Origin of the sequence: Salisediminibacterium halotolerans, assembly GCF_003814815.1 — a bacterium.
GTDB lineage: Bacteria > Bacillota > Bacilli > Bacillales > Salisediminibacteriaceae > Salisediminibacterium > Salisediminibacterium halotolerans.
The window spans coordinates 1-18,265 of sequence record NZ_RKQQ01000002.1; the positions used below are offsets into that span (position 1 = coordinate 1).

Here is an 18,265-nt window from a genome sequence, read left to right on the forward strand (position 1 = left end):
GATGACCCAGCATCCCGGCTTTCTCCTGCGGGATAGCGAGACAGGCGAGACCCTGCAGGGCATCAGCCCGAAGCGGCTCGGCGCTCGCCCGCGGAAAGAAGCCGGACGATGCGTTGTCATCCGTCCCTTTTTACATGACATCTAAGGATGTCATGACTTTGTCAACACTCTAAAATGCCGATATCACATATCGGCATTTTCTGTTCAGCGAAAATTCAGACAAGAATCGTTTCACAGTTGCGAATTAAACCGCGCTTCTTTTATAATAATGAAACAGGCTGTGACAAAGGATGGTTCATTGTGAGGAAACAGACGGATCAATTTTACCTTGTTCGAGAAGATATGCTGCCCGATGCCATGCTGAAAACGGTTGAAGTGAAAAAGCTGCTTGACAGCGGAAAAGGATATAAAGTCAATGAGGCTGTTGAGGAAGTTGATTTAAGCCGCAGCGCATTTTACAAATATAAAGACGGCATTTTCCCGTTCCATACGATGGTGAAAGAAAAAATTATAACGCTCTCGATTCATCTTGAAGATCAATCCGGAGCTCTTTCGAAGCTGTTGTCGATGGTTGCTGAAACAGGGGCAAATGTTTTGACCATCAATCAAACGATCCCTCTGCAAGGAAGGGCGACGATCACGTTAACGGTAGAGACGGCAGCTATGGCGCAGGACGTTACAGTTCTGTTGAACCGTATTGAGAGGATGGAGTCAGTTGTAAAGGTCGAGCTGATCGGCTCCGGCGGCTGACAGAAGATGTGTAAAGGAGTGAAACGGATTTGGCGAAAACAGGATATTTAGGACCGGCGGGGTCGTTTACCGACGCCGCCGCAAAAGCTTTTTTACCGGATGATGAACGGATTCCGTTTCGGTCGATACCGGATGCAATCGATGCGGTCAAACTGGGGAAAGTCGACCGGACCGTCGTGCCGATGGAAAATGCGATTGAAGGATCTGTGAATATAACGCTAGATTACTTTATACATTACCAGCGGATGAATATGGCCGGGGAAGTGATTGCGCCGATTGAACAGCATTTATTAACGGCGCGGGAGCAAGCCGACAGCTGGCAGGATGTCGAGATTGTTTATTCGCATCCGCAGGCGATTGCTCAATGCCACCAGTTTTTGCGAAATATGCTGCCGGATGCGGAGGTTGCTTACGTTAATTCAACTGCAGAAGCGGCGAAATATGTAGCGGAACACCCGGAAGAAAACGCAGCGGCAATCGCCAATGAAGTGGCAGCAGCTGCTTACGGTGCAGAGATTGTGCACCGTAAGATTAATGATTATGCGAACAATCAGACCCGTTTTTTATTATTAACGAATGAAGACCGTGTTTACACAGAAGAAGAGACGGCGGGTCTTTCCTTTAAGACGACGCTTATGATCGGTCTCTCGTCTGATTTTTCCGGCGCGCTTCATCAAGTGTTAGCGGCATTTGCCTGGCGCAAAATCAACTTAACGAAAATTGAATCGCGTCCGACGAAAACAGGTCTCGGTAATTACTTTTTTATCATCGATGTCGATATGGATTATGACACAGTGCTTCTGCCGTCTGTGTGTGAAGAGCTTCGTGCGCTCGGCTGTGATGTTCAAGTGCTCGGCAGTTACCCTTGCTTTACTTGGGAGGCGCTGACGGGCAAAACCCCGCCAGTCAGCAAAAACTGATTCGCTTTAAAACCGGTGGACAAAAACGATGGAGGGAGGCCTTCCATCGTTTTTCTGTGCACGGCCGATATGCTATAGTTAAATACGGTAATCACCGAGAAAAAGGGAGGCATGACTGATGGCCGGACATTCAAAATGGCATAACATTAAACACCGCAAGGCTCACCAGGATAAAAAGAAAGGGAAAATATTCACGAAGCTGACAAAAGAGATTCATCAGGCAGTCCGCCAAGGCGGCGATGATCCTTATACGAATTATCCGCTGAAGTTAGCGATCGATAAAGCGAAGCAAAACAATCTGCCGAACGAAAACATCGAGCGCACGATTCAAAAAGCGTCGGGAAATGTTGACGGTATTGATTACGAAGAAATTACGTATGAAGGTTATGCACCACACGGGGTGGCTGTTTTTGTCGAAGCTTTGACGGAGAACCGTAATCGGACCGCAGCGGAAGTGCGGCTTCAATTTAACAAAAACGGCGGCAATCTCGGCGAAGACGGCTGCGTGGCATTCATGTTTCACCGCAAAGGTCAGCTGATGATTGAAAAAGATGAAGCGACAGATGAAGAGCAGCTGATGCTTGAGGCGATTGAAGCGGGCGCTGATGATGTTCAAGTTGAAGATGAATACGTGCAGATTATAACGGTTCCGGATGCCTTTCAAGATGTTAAAGACAGCTTAGAGCAAGCCGGTTACGCCTTTGAATTCGCTGAAGTCACGCAAATTCCTGATATTTATGCCGACCTGGATGATCAACAGGCGGAAGAGGCGCATAAACTGATTGAGGCGCTGGAAGACTTGGACGACGTACAAAATGTTTATCATAACTTAGTCTGACATCTTAACAAAGCTGTGCTAAAATAGAAATGTATGTTCGCCTGGCGAAAAGGAGAGACGAAAATGATTGAGTGTCTGACGGGAAAACTTATTCACATCGAAACGGAAACGATCATTGTCAACGTCGGCGGGGTCGGTTATCTCGTTTATTGCGGCAATCCGTACCGTTTTCAAGAGTATTACGACAATGAAGTGACCGTATTTACATACCAGCATGTTAAAGAAGATGCCATCCGCCTTTACGGATTTAAACAGCGGGAAGAAAGGCGCTTATTTGAAAAAATGCTTCAAGTGAGCGGGATCGGACCGAAAGGGGCCCTTGCGATTGTCACGTCGGAGCAGCCCGGTTCTGTGGTTGATGCGATTGAACAGGCGAACGAATCGTTTTTAACGAAGTTTCCCGGAGTCGGCAAAAAGACCGCTCAGCAAATGATTCTTGATTTGCGCGGAAAATTGGGCGAACTGCTTCCGTCTTTGACCGGCGATTTATTGCAGGGAGATCAACCTGTTTATCAACATGCTGCTGCAGAAAACGAGGCATTGGAAGAAGCTTTGGAAGCCTTGCGGGCACTCGGTTACGTAGATAAAGAAATCCGAAAAATAAAACCTGTTTTAGAAGCGCAGCCGTCTTTATCGACGGATGCCTACATTAAGCAGGCGCTGCAAGAAATGTTGAAGCAATAAGAGAAAAGCCTGAGAAACACGGAGGCGGTTAAGAATGGAAGAACGAATGGTCAGCGGCGAGGCATATGCAACAGAGGAGCAAGAAGAACAAAGTCTTCGGCCGCAGGTGTTAAGTCAGTATATCGGCCAGTCCTCGGTTAAGGAGAATTTAACGGTATTTATTGAGGCGGCGAAAATGCGCGAGGAAGCGCTGGATCATGTGCTGCTTTACGGTCCGCCCGGCCTCGGTAAAACCACGCTTGCATCGATTATTGCCAATGAAATGGATGTCCATTTAAAAACAACATCCGGCCCGGCGATTGAGCGGCCGGGAGATCTGGCTGCTGTATTGACGGCACTTGAACCGGGCGATGTCCTGTTCATCGATGAAATACACCGCCTTCCTCGCGCCGTCGAAGAAGTGCTCTATCCGGCGATGGAAGATTTCTTTCTCGATATCGTGATCGGTAAAGGGCCGTCAGCCCGTTCGGTAAAACTTGATTTGCCTCCGTTTACGCTTGTCGGCGCGACAACGAGAGCCGGTTTGCTCTCTGCGCCGCTGCGCGACCGTTTTGGCGTGATGAGCCGGCTGGAATATTATCAGCCGGAAGATTTAGAGGAGATTGTCGTCCGAACCGCCGGTGTGCTCGATGTCGAAGTCGGCCAAGAAGCAGCCCGGGAAGTATCGCGGCGCTCACGCGGAACGCCGCGGGTGGCGAACCGGATTCTTCGCCGGATCAGAGATTTTGCGCAGGTGAAAGGCAACGGCATGATTGATCAGACGATTACAACGGAGGCGCTCGATCTTTTACAAGTCGATAAACTCGGGCTTGACCATATTGATCATAAACTGTTGATGAACATGATTGAAAAATTCCGCGGCGGTCCGGTCGGGATTGATACGATCGCTGCGACCGTCGGCGAAGAAGCGGATACAATCGAGGATGTGTATGAGCCTTACTTGATGCAGATCGGTTTTCTGCAACGGACGCCGCGCGGGCGTGTTGTGACGCCGCTAGTGTATGAACATTTCCAGATGGAGGTGCCCGGCCGTGAATGATATTCCGCGCTTGTTAATATTTCTCGGTGTTATACTCGTGATCGCAGGCCTGTTATGGCAAGTCGGCGGCCGTTTCATATCACTCGGGCGGCTGCCTGGCGATTTTTTATTTCGCGGAGAAAATACGACGTTTTATTTTCCGCTCATGACATCAATCATTATTAGCATCGTTTTATCACTGCTGTTTTTTGTGTTTGGACGATTCAGATAGAGGAGAAGAAAGATTATGGACGTATCATATTTTGATTATGAATTGCCTGAAGAGCTGATTGCACAGACACCGTTGAAAGACCGGTCTTCTTCTAGACTTCTTGTGATGGATAAAGACAGCGGACAAACAGACCACCGTGTATTTCATGAACTGCATGAATTTTTGCAGCCGGGCGACCGGCTCGTACTTAATAATACAAAGGTGCTGCCGGCACGGCTTTTTGGCGTGAAAGAAGAAACGAAAGCGAAAACGGAAGTGCTTTTGTTAAACGAAGAAAGCGATCATACGTGGGAAGTGCTCGTTAAACCGGCGAAAAAAATTAAAGTCGGCACGAGAGTTTCGTTCGGCGGCGGCTTGTTAACCGGTGAATGCACGGACATTCTTCCGGAAGGCCGCCGGAAAATCCGCTTCGAATTCGAAGGAATCTTTCAGGAAATTCTCGACCGTCTCGGCGAGATGCCGCTTCCGCCTTACATCCAAGAGACGCTCGATGAGCAGGACCGCTACCAAACCGTTTATGCAAAACATCGCGGCTCAGCGGCAGCGCCGACTGCCGGGCTGCATTTCACCGAAGAGATGCTAAAACAACTGGAAGAAAAAGGCGTGGGCATCAGTTACATTACCTTGCATGTGGGCCTTGGAACATTCCGTCCTGTCGCGGTGGATACGGTTGAAGCGCACACGATGCATGCGGAGTTTTATGAAGTGAGCGAAGAGACTGCAAAAGCGCTGAATGCGACGGCGAACGGTGAAGGGCGGATCGTAGCCGTCGGAACAACTTCAGCGCGGACGCTGGAAACGATCGTTCGCGATTACGGCAAGTTTCAAGCTGCGAGCGGCTGGACAGATATTTTTATCTATCCCGGTTTTACGTTTCGGGCTGTTGACAGCTTGTTAACGAATTTTCACTTGCCGAAATCGACGTTAATGATGCTCGTCAGTGCTTTTGCCGGCCGCGATGCGATCATGAATGCATACCGGGAAGCTGTCGATCACCGCTACCGCTTTTTCAGTTTTGGCGATGCGATGTTCTTAACGGACGGTTTAGCTGAAGGATATCAATGAACGTATACAGAAAGAAGGGTACAAGATGAGCGCGATAACTTACGAACATATTAAAACGTGTAAACAGTCCGGCGCGCGGCTTGGGAAAATTCACACGCCGCACGGATCGATCGACACGCCGATATTTATGCCGGTCGGGACGCTTGCGACGGTGAAAACGATGAGCCCGGAAGAACTGAAAGAAATGAACGCGCAAATTATTTTAAGCAATACGTATCATCTCTGGCTGCGGCCGGGGGAAGATATTATTCAAGAAGCCGGCGGATTGCATACATTTATGAATTGGGACCGGCCGATTTTAACCGATTCCGGCGGTTTTCAAGTCTTCAGTCTCAGCGATTTGCGCAATATAAAAGAAGAAGGTGTGCATTTTCGCAATCATATCAGCGGAGAAAAGCTGTTTTTAAGTCCGGAAAAAGCGATGGGCATTCAAAATGCGCTCGGTCCGGATATTATGATGGCTTTTGATGAATGTCCGCCGTATCCCGCTGAGCACAGTTACATGAAGGCTTCTGTAGAACGGACAAGCCGCTGGGCTGAACGGTGTCTCGAGGGGCACAAACGGCCGCAAGATCAAGGGTTGTTCGGAATTGTTCAAGGGGGCGAATACGAAGACCTTCGCCGGCAAAGCGCGAAAGATTTAATTTCCCTCGATTTTCCCGGTTACGCGATCGGCGGTCTGTCTGTCGGCGAACCGAAAAGCGTCATGAATGAAGTGCTCGAATTCACAACACCGCTCTTGCCGCAAAATAAACCGCGTTATTTAATGGGCGTCGGGTCTGCCGATTCTTTGATAGACGGAGCGATCCGCGGCGTCGATATGTTCGATTGCGTCTTGCCGACGCGGATTGCCAGAAACGGGACGCTGATGACGAGCAAAGGACGCCTCGTTGTCCGCAATGCCAAATTCGAGCGGGATTTCCGTCCGCTTGATGAAAATTGCTCGTGCTATGTATGCCGGAATTATACGCGCGCGTATATCCGCCATCTTATAAAAGCGAATGAAATGTTCGGTCTGCGACTTTGTTCGTATCACAATTTGCACTTTTTGATTGATTTGATGGAGCAAGTGCGCGAAGCGATCCGGACGGACCGTTTGCTCGATTTCCGCGAAGAATTTTTTGAAAATTACGGGTTTAACCGTGCAGATGCGAAAAATTTCTAAAAGAGATCATACGGTTTTCGTTGATTTTTCATGGATGATTTCGCTACAATAGTACGGGAGACAATAAAGATCTATTGTATTGCCATCCGGTAAGCATCACGAATGGTCTGTCAGCAGGTTACATAATGCTTACGGGGAAGAACGGATGGAAAGGGGTGAAGGAAATGGAAATGCTCGGCGCATTGTTGCCATTACTATTAATGTTTGCGATCTTTTATTTCTTGCTGATTCGACCGCAGCAGAAGCGGCAGAAGAAAGTAAAAGAGATGCACGAATCGCTGCAAAAAGGTGATAAAGTCATCACGATCGGCGGTTTGCACGGGAAGATCGATGCGATTGATGACGACCGGATTGTCGTGGACGCAGGAAGCGATAACAAGTTAACGTTTGACCGTTCCGCAGTTCGTGAAGTGGTTAATCCCGACTGATTAAACATCGGCCTGAGGGCCGATGTTTTCTCGTTTATGGAACAGCAGCAAAGGAGTTGAATGGACGTGAATTGGCAAAATATTTACCGCGGCGCTTTAATGGGTGTGAGCAATATTATTCCCGGCGTCAGCGCCGGGACGATCGCGCTGGTGCTTGGCATATACGATCGCTTAATCAGCTCGATCAGCGATTTTTTCAGTAAGCGGTATAAAGAAGCGCTGCCGTTTTTGCTTCCTCTCGGGATCGGAGTTGTCGGCGGTATTCTCATTTTTGGACGGCTGATCGGCTGGCTGTTGGCTGAACATGCGGTGCCGACGCAGTTCTTTTTTCTCGGGTTAATCATCGGGGTCATTCCGCTTATTTTTAAAGAAGGAGAGATGAGAACAGCGTTTCGCCCGGCGCATTTTTTGTTAACGGTTACTGTTGCGGTTATGCTCGCGTTGCTCGCGGTATTTCTGCCGGAAGAGGGGGCCCGTTCCACGTTCATCTTGACGGCCGCTTCAGGCGTATGGCTTTTTGTTGCTGGCGCGGCGGCCAGTGTCTCGCTCTTATTGCCGGGAATCAGCGGTGCGATCGTGCTTATCCTTTTCGGCGTTTATGAACCGGCGATTCACGCACTGAATACGTTGAACCTGCCTGTTATCTTTATTCTCGTTTTCGGGATTGCACTCGGCTTCATATTAAGCAGCAAACTGATCCGCTATGTGCTTCATACATACCCGTACGCAACGTATGCTGTTATTCTCGGATTGCTGGCCGGTTCATTGTTTCATGTTTATCCGGGAATCGATGCGGAGCGAAGCACACTTATTCTGAGCGCGTTTACACTGGCCGGCGGTTTTTTTCTTGCATTTAAAACAGGCGGAGGGTCCGCAGATAAAAAGGAGAGGGTATCATGACAATCGAACAATGGAGCTATTGGAAATTGAAACTGTCCCCGCTGATTGAGAGCAAATTAGAAGAAATGCAGCTGCTCGGTTATGATACTGTAACGTCGGAAGGGATTTGGGAGCTGTTTGTTAATAAAATTGAAAAAGATCCTGAACGTCCTGATCCGATTCGGACCCATTGGATGGTTTCCAAACTGCTGCGTTTGTCTCCAAATGATTACATGACGTCTTTGACGGTCTCAGCTTATAAAAGTCCTGACTGGTTCGAAAGCGGCGAAGCCCTCGACCTCCGCTCTGAGAGGGAACGAAGCGCCGCAAGTGAAGATACGGCGGACGATTGACACGCTGCTTATAGGGTGCCTATAATAGCAATGTTGATTTGTAAAAGATTGGCCTGTATGAATTGATATCCTGTGACAGATTGATCCCTTGTTTTGCGGGGAGATGAAGGAGGAACAATCGCTTATGAATAAGCGCCGGAGTGTAAAGAAGAGCTTAATATTGGCGTTTTTCGCTGTTGTCGCGGCGATAACTGCACTGATCGCCGCGACAACAGAGGATGCTATCGCAGATATCAGTCTCGGTTTGGATTTACAAGGCGGGTTTGAGGTCTTGTATGAAGCAGAACCGGTTGATGAAGACAGCGAAGTAGACCGAGAGGCGTTAACGGACACGGTCGATTCATTAAATGCCCGCATTGACGTTTTGGGTGTTAATGAACCGATTATTAACATAGAAGGCGACAATCGCATCCGCGTTCAGTTAGCCGGGGTTGACGATCAGCAAACGGCGCGGGAACTGTTATCCACGGAAGCCCGGCTTGAATTTCGCGATGTCGACGATGAATTAAAAATGGACGGTTCCGACCTCGTGGAAGGCGGAGCGAGTCAAGATTTTCGCGAAACAACGAATGAACCGATCGTAACGGTTGAAGTTGCTGACGGAAATTTATTTGGTGAAATTACCGAAGAAATTTCCCAGCGCCCGCAAGGTGAAAACTTGCTTGCTATTTGGCTTGATTACGACGAGGGCGATTCGTTTGCAGAAGAGATTCAAAAACCGGAAGATGAATCAAAAATTATTTCTGCCCCGGCAGTAGATGAACCTCTATACACGCAAAATGTCGAAATCAGCGGCGGCTTCGATACGGAAGAGGCGGAGGAATTAGCAGGCATATTGAATTCCGGTGCTTTGCCGGTAGAACTGGAAGAAGTTTATGCGAACTCTGTCGGCGCGTCGTTAGGCGAGAGGTCAATGGATTTGGCGATTTATGCCGGGATGGTCGGTATCGCGCTTATTTTCGGCTATATGCTGCTTTATTACCGCTTTATGGGTGTGATTGCCGTTATCACACTTTCAACGTATATCTACCTTGTATTGTTTATTTTTAATTGGTTAAACGCAGTATTAACGCTTCCGGGGATAGCAGCGCTGATCCTCGGTGTCGGTATGGCCGTAGATGCCAACATTATCACGTTCGAGCGGATTAAAGATGAACTGCGTTACGGAAGATCGGTGATGAGCGCCTTTAAAGCCGGGAGCCGGCGGGCGTTATCGACGATTGTGGACGCGAACGTGACGACGATTCTTGCTGCCGCTGTGCTGTTTTATTTCGGAACAAGCGCAGTGCAAGGTTTTGCTGTTATGCTGATCGTCAGTATTTTGACAAGCTTTTTAACCGCCGTGCTCGGCGCCCGTCTTTTATTGGGATTATGGGTCAACAGCCGGGCTTTAAACGGCAAGCAGCACCTGTTCGGCGTAAAGGAGCGTGAAATCAATGAACTTTGATCCGGAAAATACACGTCTAAATTTTGTGAACCAGCGGAAGAAGTTCTTTCTGCTTTCCGGAGTTTTCATGCTTGCGGGAATTATTCTCCTCAGCACGGTCGGACTGAATCTCGGCATTGACTTCAGTGCCGGAACGACAATCGATATCTTGGCTGAAGAACCGGTGACAGAAGAAGAAATTGCTTCTGAATTTGCCGAAGTCGGCTATGAACCGGATGACATCACCCTTGCCGGTGATGACGGCGAAGTCGGCCGGGTTCAGTTTATCGGTGATCTCGGTCAAGAAGAAACGCTGGAGATCCAAAGCCACTTTGAAGATGTTTATGGAAATACGCCGACGGTCAGCACCGTGACGCCGATTGTCGGTGAAGAATTGGCGCAAAATGCGGTTATATCGGTATTAATCGCTTCCATCGGGATTATTTTATACGTCACACTCCGTTTTGAATTAATGTACGGAGTGTCTGCGATTATTGCGTTGTTTCATGATGCGCTGTTTATTTTAATCGTCTTCAGTATCGTTCAATTTGAAGTGAATATTCCGTTTATTGCGGCCGTCCTGACGATTGTCGGTTATTCGATTAATGATACGATCGTCACCTTTGACCGGATCAGGGAAAACATGGCCAAAGAAGAGAAGGTTGAAGAATTTGCTGATGTTGCCCGTGTGGTGAATAAATCACTCGTTCAAACGCTTGCCCGCTCGATTAATACAGTGCTGACTGTATTGTTTGCAGCCGGCGCGCTGTTCATTTTAGGCGGTGAAGCTCTGCGCAGCTTTTCATTTGCGCTCGTTGTCGGTTTAGCGGCAGGAACGTATTCCTCGCTCTTTATTGCGGCACAAGTATTCCTGCAGTTCAAAACGCGGCAGCTAAGAAAGCAGCGGGAGAAAGCTGCAGAAGAAAAACAAGAAGAAGACGGCGTGACACCGCCGACACTGTAATTAATAAGAAAGCGGCGCCTTTTAAGGGCCGCTTTTTTTTATCGGCAAAGAACGTATTTTACTGTAAAATGAGAGTGAACATGTCCAGGGAGGAAAGACAGCGATGCAGCATATGAACAGCTCAGACATTCAACGCTATAAAAAAGTTCGTTTCGGAGCATGGATCGGTATAATCGGCAACATTGTTCTTGCCGTCATGAAAGGGATCGTCGGGGTTACAGCGAACAGCCGGGCGCTTGTCGCCGATGCGGTTCACTCAGCATCGGATGTGATCGGTTCTGTCGCGGTGTTGATCGGCGTGCGGGCCGCGAGGCTTCCGCCGGATGAGGATCACCCATACGGACACGGCAAAGCCGAGACGGTAACGGCAATTATTGTAGCCGTTTTGCTCTTTATCGTCGGGTTCGAACTGGCGCTGAACGCAGGGCAATCGTTTTTTGAACCGGTGCGTGTTCCGGGCACGGCGGCGATCATCGCGGTGTTAATTTCCATTGTGATTAAAGAACTGATGTTTCGCTATAAGATTTATTTGGGTAAAAGATACAATAGCGATGCATTAATTACCGATGCATGGCATCACCGTTCTGATGTGTTTTCTTCGACTGCTGCTTTAATCGGTATTTCGCTGTCGATCTTAGGGAGCAGGATGGACATTGCCTGGCTCGCTTATATGGATTCTGCTGCAGGACTTTTTGTTTCGCTCCTCGTCATGCGCATCGGCTGGAAGCTTGGATCAGAGGCGATCCACAATACGCTCGATCACGTGATGCATAAAGAGGATACGGCGTTTTTGTATCGGCGGGCAGAAGCTGTCGAAGGGGTCGAAGCGATTGATGAATTGCTCGCGCGTGAGCTCGGCCATTACGTAATTGTCGATATCAAAGTGGCTGTAGACCCGTATATCACCGTCGAAGAAGGCCATCAAATCGGTAAACAAGTCAAAAAAGCGCTCATGCAAGAAAATTACATTAAAGATGTCAGAGTGCACATCAATCCGTCTGGAGCAGAGGAGGAAAAGTAGTATGCGTGGTCAATGGGGACTGATTGTGGGAATTATTATTGTTGTCATTATTGCCGTGTTTTCTGTCGTTAATGTTGACCCGGTTGAGGTCGATTACATTGTCGGCACAGGCGACTGGCCGCTCGTCCTTGTTATTTTAGTATCGGTTTTAATGGGCGGGTTAATTGTCGGAAGCGTCGGAATGTACCGGATTTTTCGGCTGCAGCAGGAAATTAAAAAGCTGAAAAAAGCGCAGCAGGCGGCTCCCGCTGAAAACACCGAGGAAACAGCCGATGACAACGACCGTGAAACGCCGAAACGGACAAAATCGAAAGAATAAGTGAACATTCTCATTGCGGCCGCTTCTGACCTTCGATATAATGTAGAAGGTCAGGGGTGGTTGATTGTGCTGAAAGCAAAAGCAAGCTGGACAGTCCCCGCATGGAGTGAAGAGGACGTGGCGCGACTCGCCCGGGAAACGGGTTTGTCATTAATCGCCGCGCGTTTTTTTGTTCAGCGGGGGAAAACGACTAAAAGCGCAGTTGAAAATTTTATACATATAGATGAGAACGCTGTTCATGATCCGTTTTTATTGAAAGGGATGAACGAAGCAGCAGAGCGGATCCACCGGGCCGTGTCAGACAATGAGCGCGTGCTTGTGTTCGGAGATTACGACGCCGACGGTGTAACGAGCACGTCGCTAATGTATTCCGTGTTAAGAGAACTCGGAGCGGAAGCGGCTTATTATGTGCCTAACCGCTTTACAGAAGGTTACGGTCCGAACGAGGAAGCGTTTCGTCAAGCAAAAGATGAAGGTGTCACGGTCATTATTACTGTCGATACCGGCATCTCGGCAGGAGCAGTTGCAGATAAGGCGAAAGAGTGGGGAATAGATCTGATCATTACCGATCATCATGAGCCGCCGCCGACGCTTCCGGATGCGTATGCGATCATTAATCCAAAGCAGGAAAAATGCGACTATCCCAATCCCGCGCTCGCAGGTGTCGGTGTCGCTTTTAAATTGGCTCATGCTCTTTTAGGCGAGGCTCCCAATTCGTACTATGATTACGTTGCGATCGGCTCGATTGCCGACCTTGTCCCGCTCGAAGGAGAAAACCGTTATTTTGCGCAAAAAGGTCTGGAAGCGATGCTGAACACACCGCGTCTCGGTGTTCAGGCTCTGCTTGATAAAGCAGGGGCTGATCCGTCGGCAATCGATGAGGAGACGGTCGGCTTTCTGATCGGCCCTCGGCTTAATGCTGCCGGGCGTCTTGATTCGGCGGATCCTGCGATTGCGCTGCTTTTGAGTGAAGATCCCGAGGAAGCGCATGAATTGGCGCAAATGGTTGATGATCTGAATAAAGAAAGACAGCAAATCGTAAAAGAAATCACCGAAGAAGCGTCTTTGCAAGCAGAAGAAGACGGTTTGCCGCCGGTGATTGTCGTCGGCGCTCCGGGATGGAATCCCGGCGTGATCGGAATCGTTGCGAGCCGTCTGACAGAGATGTATTACCGTCCGGCGATTGTGTTGAGTTATGATCCGGAAAATGGGATTGCTAAGGGATCGGCGCGAAGCATTGAGGGATTCGATATGTTCGCATCCTTGTCAGAATGCCGGGATTACCTGCCTCATTTCGGCGGTCATCCGATGGCTGCCGGGCTGACGATGAATCTCAAAGATGTCGGCACCGTTCATAAACACTTGATCACTATTGCGGAGAAAACAATGAATCCCGAAGACTGGGAGCGGAAGCTGACTGTTGATTTACCGGTAAGCATTGACGAAATTTCCGTACCGGCGATTGAAGAACTCGGGAAAATGGCGCCTTTTGGTGTCGGGAACCCCGCCCCAAAAGTTATGCTCGACAACGTTAATGTCGGAATGATGAAGAAAATCGGCGCCAATGAAGATCACATGAAAATCTCTTTTACTGATAACGATGCAACGAAAGAAGTCGACGGCATTGCGTTTCGCTTTGGAGCGGTGTGTGATGAAATCTCTCCATTGGCAAAAGTCTCTGCTGTCGGGAAATTATCGATCAATGAATGGAACGGAAACCGCAAACCGCAGCTGATGATCGAAGACATTAAAGTGAATGAGCAGCAGCTGTTTGACTACCGCGGAGGGCAGCGCCTTTTTCGCGATCAGAAATTATTTGAAACAGACATGATGACGGTCATTCAGTTTCGTAAAGAGTCTGACGAATATTTGTCTAAACTGCCTGAATCGTGGGAAGTCATCCGTATTGACGATGCCGAACTCCCCGAAGAATCAGCATTTAAACTTCGTCAGTCGGTGCGGATTTTGCTCTTGGATCTTCCGGAGACGAAAGATCAATTTTTTGCAGCGCTCGCATGCTGCGAGAATGCAGAACGGGTCTATGCTTCTTTCATTTACGGTGCGAACCGAATGCCGGCATCGATCCCATCACGGGATCAATTTAAATCGCTTTATGCCATTATCCGAAAAAAAGAGCAAATTGATATGAAACAGCATGCAGAAAAACTGGCTGATCATAAAGGCTGGACATTGGATTCACTCCGTTTTATGTGCCAGGTGTTTTCAGAGCTGGGATTTGTTAAAATGGATAACGGTGTTGTCGCGGTTCATCCAGAACCGGACAAACGAGATTTAACCGAGTCCAAAACATACCGCAAAGGCGTGGAGCACAGCGAACTGGAAAACGAATTGTACTACTCTTCTTACAGGGCGCTTAAACGCTGGATTGACGAAGCAATGGCCGGACAAAAACCCGTGTTCTCTCATTCATCATCGTAAGTTTCGTGCAATGATGATTCATATAAATGAGCAGCATCTGTCAAAAAAATAACAGGTTTGGTTCAAACCATGATTTTACAGGAGGAAACAAGATATGGATTTCAAGCAGTATATTACAGTAGTAGACGATTTCCCGCAAAACGGCATCAGCTTTAAGGACATCACGACATTGATGGAAGACGGCGAAGCGTATAAAAAAGCGATTGATGAAATGGTAACGTTCGCCCGCAACCGGGATATCGATGTTATTGTCGGACCGGAAGCGCGCGGGTTTATCGTCGGCTGTCCGGTGTCTTACGCACTCGGGATCGGGTTTGTTCCCGTCCGAAAAGCAGGCAAACTGCCGCGTGAAGTTTTAGAAATCGATTACGGACTTGAATACGGCAAAGATTCTTTGAACATTCATAAAGGGTCGATCAAACCGGGGCAAAAAGTGTTGATTACGGATGATCTTCTTGCAACAGGCGGAACGATTGAAGCGACGGTGCAAATGATTGAGGAATTGGGCGGTATTGTTGCAGGGATTGCGTTTTTAATTGAATTAAACTTCCTGGATGGCCGTGAAAAGTTAAAAGGATATGATATTTATTCACTCGTCAGTTACGACGATTGATCAGCCAATAAAGCTGTACACCGTTAACTGTGTGTACAGCTTTACATAATAGACAGAATTCGTTACTATTTCGACACGATCTATGTTATCATTAGAAAAATCATGCACATTTCTCATAGACGAAAGTACGATTTCAATGCGACGGCTTTTCCGCGGAAGAGTCCGTTTTTTTAACAAATAACAGCTTCGGCCGTGCGGTAAGAGCATTATGGCCATTCACGAATTATGCAAAGATACAGGTGATCCCATGACCCATGAGCAGGTAATCGAATTGGCAAGTGAATATTTATCGGAAAATGACCTCGCGTTTTTACGGCGGGCTTATCATGCAGCAGAACATGCGCACAGTGAGCAGTATCGAAAATCAGGTGAACCGTACATTTGGCATCCTGTTCAAGTCGCGGGAATTCTGGTTGAATTGGGCATGGATACGAATACGATCGCAGCTGCTTTTTTGCATGACGTGATTGAAGATACAGAAATGACCTACGAACGGCTGGCGAAAGAATTTAATGAAGAGGTCGCGATGCTCGTTGACGGTGTCACGAAACTCGGAAAGATTAAGTATAAGTCTAAAGAAGAACAGCAAGCAGAAAATCATCGTAAAATGTTTGTTGCGATGGCAAGAGATATTCGGGTGATTTTGATTAAGCTGGCAGACCGCTTGCATAATATGCGGACGTTAAAGCACCTTCCGCCGGATAAACAGCGGCGGATAGCCAACGAAACGCTGGAGATCTTTGCCCCGCTCGCGCACCGTTTAGGGATTTCTGCGATCAAATGGGAGCTCGAAGATACATCGCTTCGTTATCTTAATCCGCAGCAGTATTACCGGATTGTCAACTTGATGAAAAAGAAACGGGCAGAACGGGAACAATATATTGAGCAAGTGCAAAATGATATTCGCGAGCGGTTAAAAGATATGAATATCGAAGCGGAGATTAACGGCAGAGCAAAGCATATTTACAGCATTTATCGGAAAATGGTGCTGCAAAATAAACAGTTTAACGAGATTTATGATTTACTCGCAATTCGTATCGTCGTTAAAAATATAAAAGACTGTTATGCGGTTTTGGGCACGATTCATACGCATTGGAAGCCGATGCCCGGGCGTTTTAAAGATTACATCGCTATGCCGAAAGCAAACATGTATCAATCCCTTCACACAACGGTCATCGGGCCGAAAGGCGATCCGTTGGAAGTGCAGATCCGTTCCGAAGAGATGCATAAAATCGCTGAATACGGTGTAGCGGCCCACTGGGCGTATAAAGAAGGAACCAACGTCAGTGACGACCAAGAATCGATGGAACAAAAGCTTTCCTGGTTCCGCGAAATTCTCGATTGGCAAAATGATGCGGACGACGCGCAGGAATTTATGGAGTCATTAAAAATCGATCTTTTTTCTGATATGGTTTTTGTCTTTACGCCGAAAGGCGATGTCGTTGAACTTCCGAAAGGATCTGTTCCGCTCGATTTTGCTTACCGAATTCATACCGAAGTAGGAAACCGCTGTATCGGAGCGAAAGTCAACGGAAAAATGGTTCCGCTCGATCATCAGCTGAAAACCGGCGATATCGTTGAAGTGCTAACATCAAAGCATTCCTACGGACCGAGTCAGGATTGGCTGAAAATTACGCAAAGCTCACATGCGAAAAATAAAATCCGCCAATGGTTTAAAAAAGAACGCCGTGAAGAAAACATCGAAAAAGGCCGCGACGCGATCGAAAAAGAGATCGAGAAAAAAGGATACAGCGTCAAAAAGGTCATGAAAGACGAAAACATTAAACGAGCGCTCGATAAATTCAGTTTTTCTTCAGAAGAAGACATGTACGCCGCCGTCGGCTACGGCGGAATTACACCTGCGCAAATCTTTACGCGTTTGACAGAAGACATTCGCAAAAAAGAAGAAGAAGCTGAAGGACAAACACTTAATGAAGCGGTTGACGACTTAAAAAAACCGGAAAAGCCGATCGAAGAAAAATCAAAAACGACTGACGCCGGAGTAAGGGTTGAAGGGATCGACAACCTGTTAGTAAGGTTATCGAAGTGCTGTAATCCAGTGCCGGGTGATGAAATTGTCGGCTATATTACAAAAGGCAGAGGCGTATCTGTCCACCGCAACGACTGTCCGAATGTTAAAACGGAAGAAGCGAAGAACCGCTTGCTTCCTGTTGAATGGGAATCGAATACGAAAAAACCGAAAAACTTCAACGTCGATATTGAAATCAACGGATACGACCGCCGGAATTTGTTAAATGATGTGCTTCAAGCGGTGGCGGAAACGAAAACAAACATCAATGCGGTCTCAGGCAAGTCGGACAAAAATAAGATGGCGACGATCGATATGACAATTTCGATTCAGCATCTGCAGCATTTGCAAAAAGTTGTCGACCGCATCAAGCAAATATCCGATATTTATTCCGTTCGGCGTGTAATGCATTGATCGTAAAAGGAGTGAATCTTGCATGCGCGTTGTTGTGCAGCGCGTGTCGTCAGGCAAAGTGACAGTCGGCAGCGAGACAGCCGGAGAAATCAACCGCGGCTATGTTTTGCTCGTCGGCGTAACCCATGATGATACGGAAGAAGATGTGAAGTATACAGCCGATAAAATTGCCAATCTCAGGCTGTTTGAGGACGATGACGGCAAAATGAACATCTCCGTTAAAGATATCGGCGGCGAGATTTTATCGATATCGCAGTTTACACTGTACGGCGATTCGCGAAAAGGGCGCCGGCCTAACTTTATGGATGCGGGCAAGCCGGAACATGCTGAAAACATCTACGAAATGTTCAATCAACGTCTTGAAAGCGAACACGGTTTGCACGTTGAAACCGGACGGTTCGGGGAAATGATGGATGTATCATTAACGAATGACGGGCCTGTTACGCTGATTGTTGAAGGCAAGCCTTCCTAGGCAAGGAAAGGCGCTTGACAGAACAATTGAACGTTCGTAAGATAGTATACAATTGCACAGGACGAAGATGTAAAACCTGCGAAGGAGCACAGTAGAAAAGGGACACCGATCACAGAGACGGCTTGCCGCAAGGCTGGAAGCATGCCGGTTCGGTCCTTTTTGAAAGAACACTCCGGAGGTGCTTTTAAAAAGCCGTCTGCCGGGCGTTAACCGGTGAAAGCGGGAGTCTGATTTTT

At 47.8% G+C, this 18,265-nt stretch carries 19 protein-coding genes and 1 other annotated feature (1 of these 20 cut by a window edge); all 19 genes read left to right on the plus strand.

Going from position 1 to position 18,265, the window contains the following annotated elements:
- The first annotated feature begins 300 nt into the window (after window positions 1-300).
- The gene (locus EDD67_RS02925) at window positions 301-750 is read left to right on the plus strand and encodes an ACT domain-containing protein (protein ID WP_277872110.1); all 450 of its coding nucleotides are present in this window, start codon (window positions 301-303) and stop codon (window positions 748-750) included.
- Between the two features lie 29 nt (window positions 751-779).
- Window positions 780-1,670: a prephenate dehydratase gene (gene pheA, locus EDD67_RS02930; protein ID WP_121439152.1), complete on the plus strand. Its 891-nt coding sequence runs from the start codon at window positions 780-782 to the stop codon at window positions 1,668-1,670.
- Between the two features lie 118 nt (window positions 1,671-1,788).
- Complete coding sequence (locus EDD67_RS02935; protein WP_093073668.1) at window positions 1,789-2,508, plus strand: YebC/PmpR family DNA-binding transcriptional regulator; 720 nt, start codon at window positions 1,789-1,791, stop codon at window positions 2,506-2,508.
- 63 nt (window positions 2,509-2,571) lie between these two features.
- Window positions 2,572-3,192: a Holliday junction branch migration protein RuvA gene (gene ruvA / locus EDD67_RS02940; protein WP_093073666.1), complete on the plus strand. Its 621-nt coding sequence runs from the start codon at window positions 2,572-2,574 to the stop codon at window positions 3,190-3,192.
- 34 nt (window positions 3,193-3,226) lie between these two features.
- Window positions 3,227-4,231, plus strand: coding sequence for a Holliday junction branch migration DNA helicase RuvB (gene ruvB, locus EDD67_RS02945; protein WP_093073664.1), 1,005 nt, complete (start codon window positions 3,227-3,229; stop codon window positions 4,229-4,231).
- Window positions 4,224-4,442, plus strand: a complete 219-nt coding sequence (locus EDD67_RS02950) for a DUF2905 domain-containing protein (protein WP_093073662.1) — start codon at window positions 4,224-4,226, stop codon at window positions 4,440-4,442. The genes ruvB and EDD67_RS02950 overlap by 8 nt, the downstream gene beginning before the upstream one ends.
- A gap of 15 nt (window positions 4,443-4,457) precedes the next feature.
- Window positions 4,458-5,507: a tRNA preQ1(34) S-adenosylmethionine ribosyltransferase-isomerase QueA gene (gene queA, locus EDD67_RS02955; RefSeq protein ID WP_121439151.1), complete on the plus strand. Its 1,050-nt coding sequence runs from the start codon at window positions 4,458-4,460 to the stop codon at window positions 5,505-5,507.
- A gap of 25 nt (window positions 5,508-5,532) precedes the next feature.
- Window positions 5,533-6,672, plus strand: coding sequence for a tRNA guanosine(34) transglycosylase Tgt (tgt, locus tag EDD67_RS02960; protein WP_093073658.1), 1,140 nt, complete (start codon window positions 5,533-5,535; stop codon window positions 6,670-6,672).
- Window positions 6,673-6,836: 164 nt separating this feature from the next.
- The gene (gene yajC / locus EDD67_RS02965; RefSeq protein ID WP_093073684.1) at window positions 6,837-7,100 is read left to right on the plus strand and encodes a preprotein translocase subunit YajC; all 264 of its coding nucleotides are present in this window, start codon (window positions 6,837-6,839) and stop codon (window positions 7,098-7,100) included.
- A 66-nt stretch (window positions 7,101-7,166) separates the two neighbouring features.
- On the plus strand, window positions 7,167-8,000 hold the full coding sequence (locus EDD67_RS02970; RefSeq protein WP_242005933.1) for a DUF368 domain-containing protein: 834 nt from the start codon (window positions 7,167-7,169) through the stop codon (window positions 7,998-8,000).
- A complete protein-coding gene (locus EDD67_RS02975; RefSeq protein WP_121439150.1) occupies window positions 7,997-8,332 on the plus strand; it encodes a post-transcriptional regulator in 336 nt (111 codons plus the stop codon). The genes EDD67_RS02970 and EDD67_RS02975 overlap by 4 nt, the downstream gene beginning before the upstream one ends.
- Window positions 8,333-8,456: 124 nt before the next feature.
- On the plus strand, window positions 8,457-9,779 hold the full coding sequence (gene secD, locus EDD67_RS02980) for a protein translocase subunit SecD (RefSeq protein WP_121439149.1): 1,323 nt from the start codon (window positions 8,457-8,459) through the stop codon (window positions 9,777-9,779).
- Complete coding sequence (gene secF, locus EDD67_RS02985; protein WP_121439148.1) at window positions 9,769-10,722, plus strand: protein translocase subunit SecF; 954 nt, start codon at window positions 9,769-9,771, stop codon at window positions 10,720-10,722. Before secD ends, secF begins: the two co-directional genes overlap by 11 nt.
- Window positions 10,723-10,834: 112 nt before the next feature.
- The gene (locus EDD67_RS02990) at window positions 10,835-11,743 is read left to right on the plus strand and encodes a cation diffusion facilitator family transporter (RefSeq protein WP_121439184.1); all 909 of its coding nucleotides are present in this window, start codon (window positions 10,835-10,837) and stop codon (window positions 11,741-11,743) included.
- Between the two features lies 1 nt (window position 11,744).
- Window positions 11,745-12,062, plus strand: coding sequence for a LapA family protein (locus EDD67_RS02995; RefSeq protein ID WP_121439147.1), 318 nt, complete (start codon window positions 11,745-11,747; stop codon window positions 12,060-12,062).
- Between the two features lie 66 nt (window positions 12,063-12,128).
- On the plus strand, window positions 12,129-14,501 hold the full coding sequence (recJ, locus tag EDD67_RS03000; protein ID WP_121439146.1) for a single-stranded-DNA-specific exonuclease RecJ: 2,373 nt from the start codon (window positions 12,129-12,131) through the stop codon (window positions 14,499-14,501).
- 94 nt (window positions 14,502-14,595) lie between these two features.
- Complete coding sequence (locus tag EDD67_RS03005) at window positions 14,596-15,114, plus strand: adenine phosphoribosyltransferase (RefSeq protein WP_093073644.1); 519 nt, start codon at window positions 14,596-14,598, stop codon at window positions 15,112-15,114.
- 247 nt (window positions 15,115-15,361) lie between these two features.
- Window positions 15,362-17,557 (plus strand): RelA/SpoT family protein, encoded by a 2,196-nt coding sequence (locus tag EDD67_RS03010; RefSeq protein WP_093073642.1) that lies wholly within the window; start codon window positions 15,362-15,364, stop codon window positions 17,555-17,557.
- Window positions 17,558-17,579: 22 nt separating this feature from the next.
- Complete coding sequence (gene dtd / locus EDD67_RS03015) at window positions 17,580-18,029, plus strand: D-aminoacyl-tRNA deacylase (RefSeq protein ID WP_093073640.1); 450 nt, start codon at window positions 17,580-17,582, stop codon at window positions 18,027-18,029.
- Between the two features lie 69 nt (window positions 18,030-18,098).
- Window positions 18,099-18,265: a binding site (T-box leader), on the plus strand (it continues 45 nt past the right edge of the window).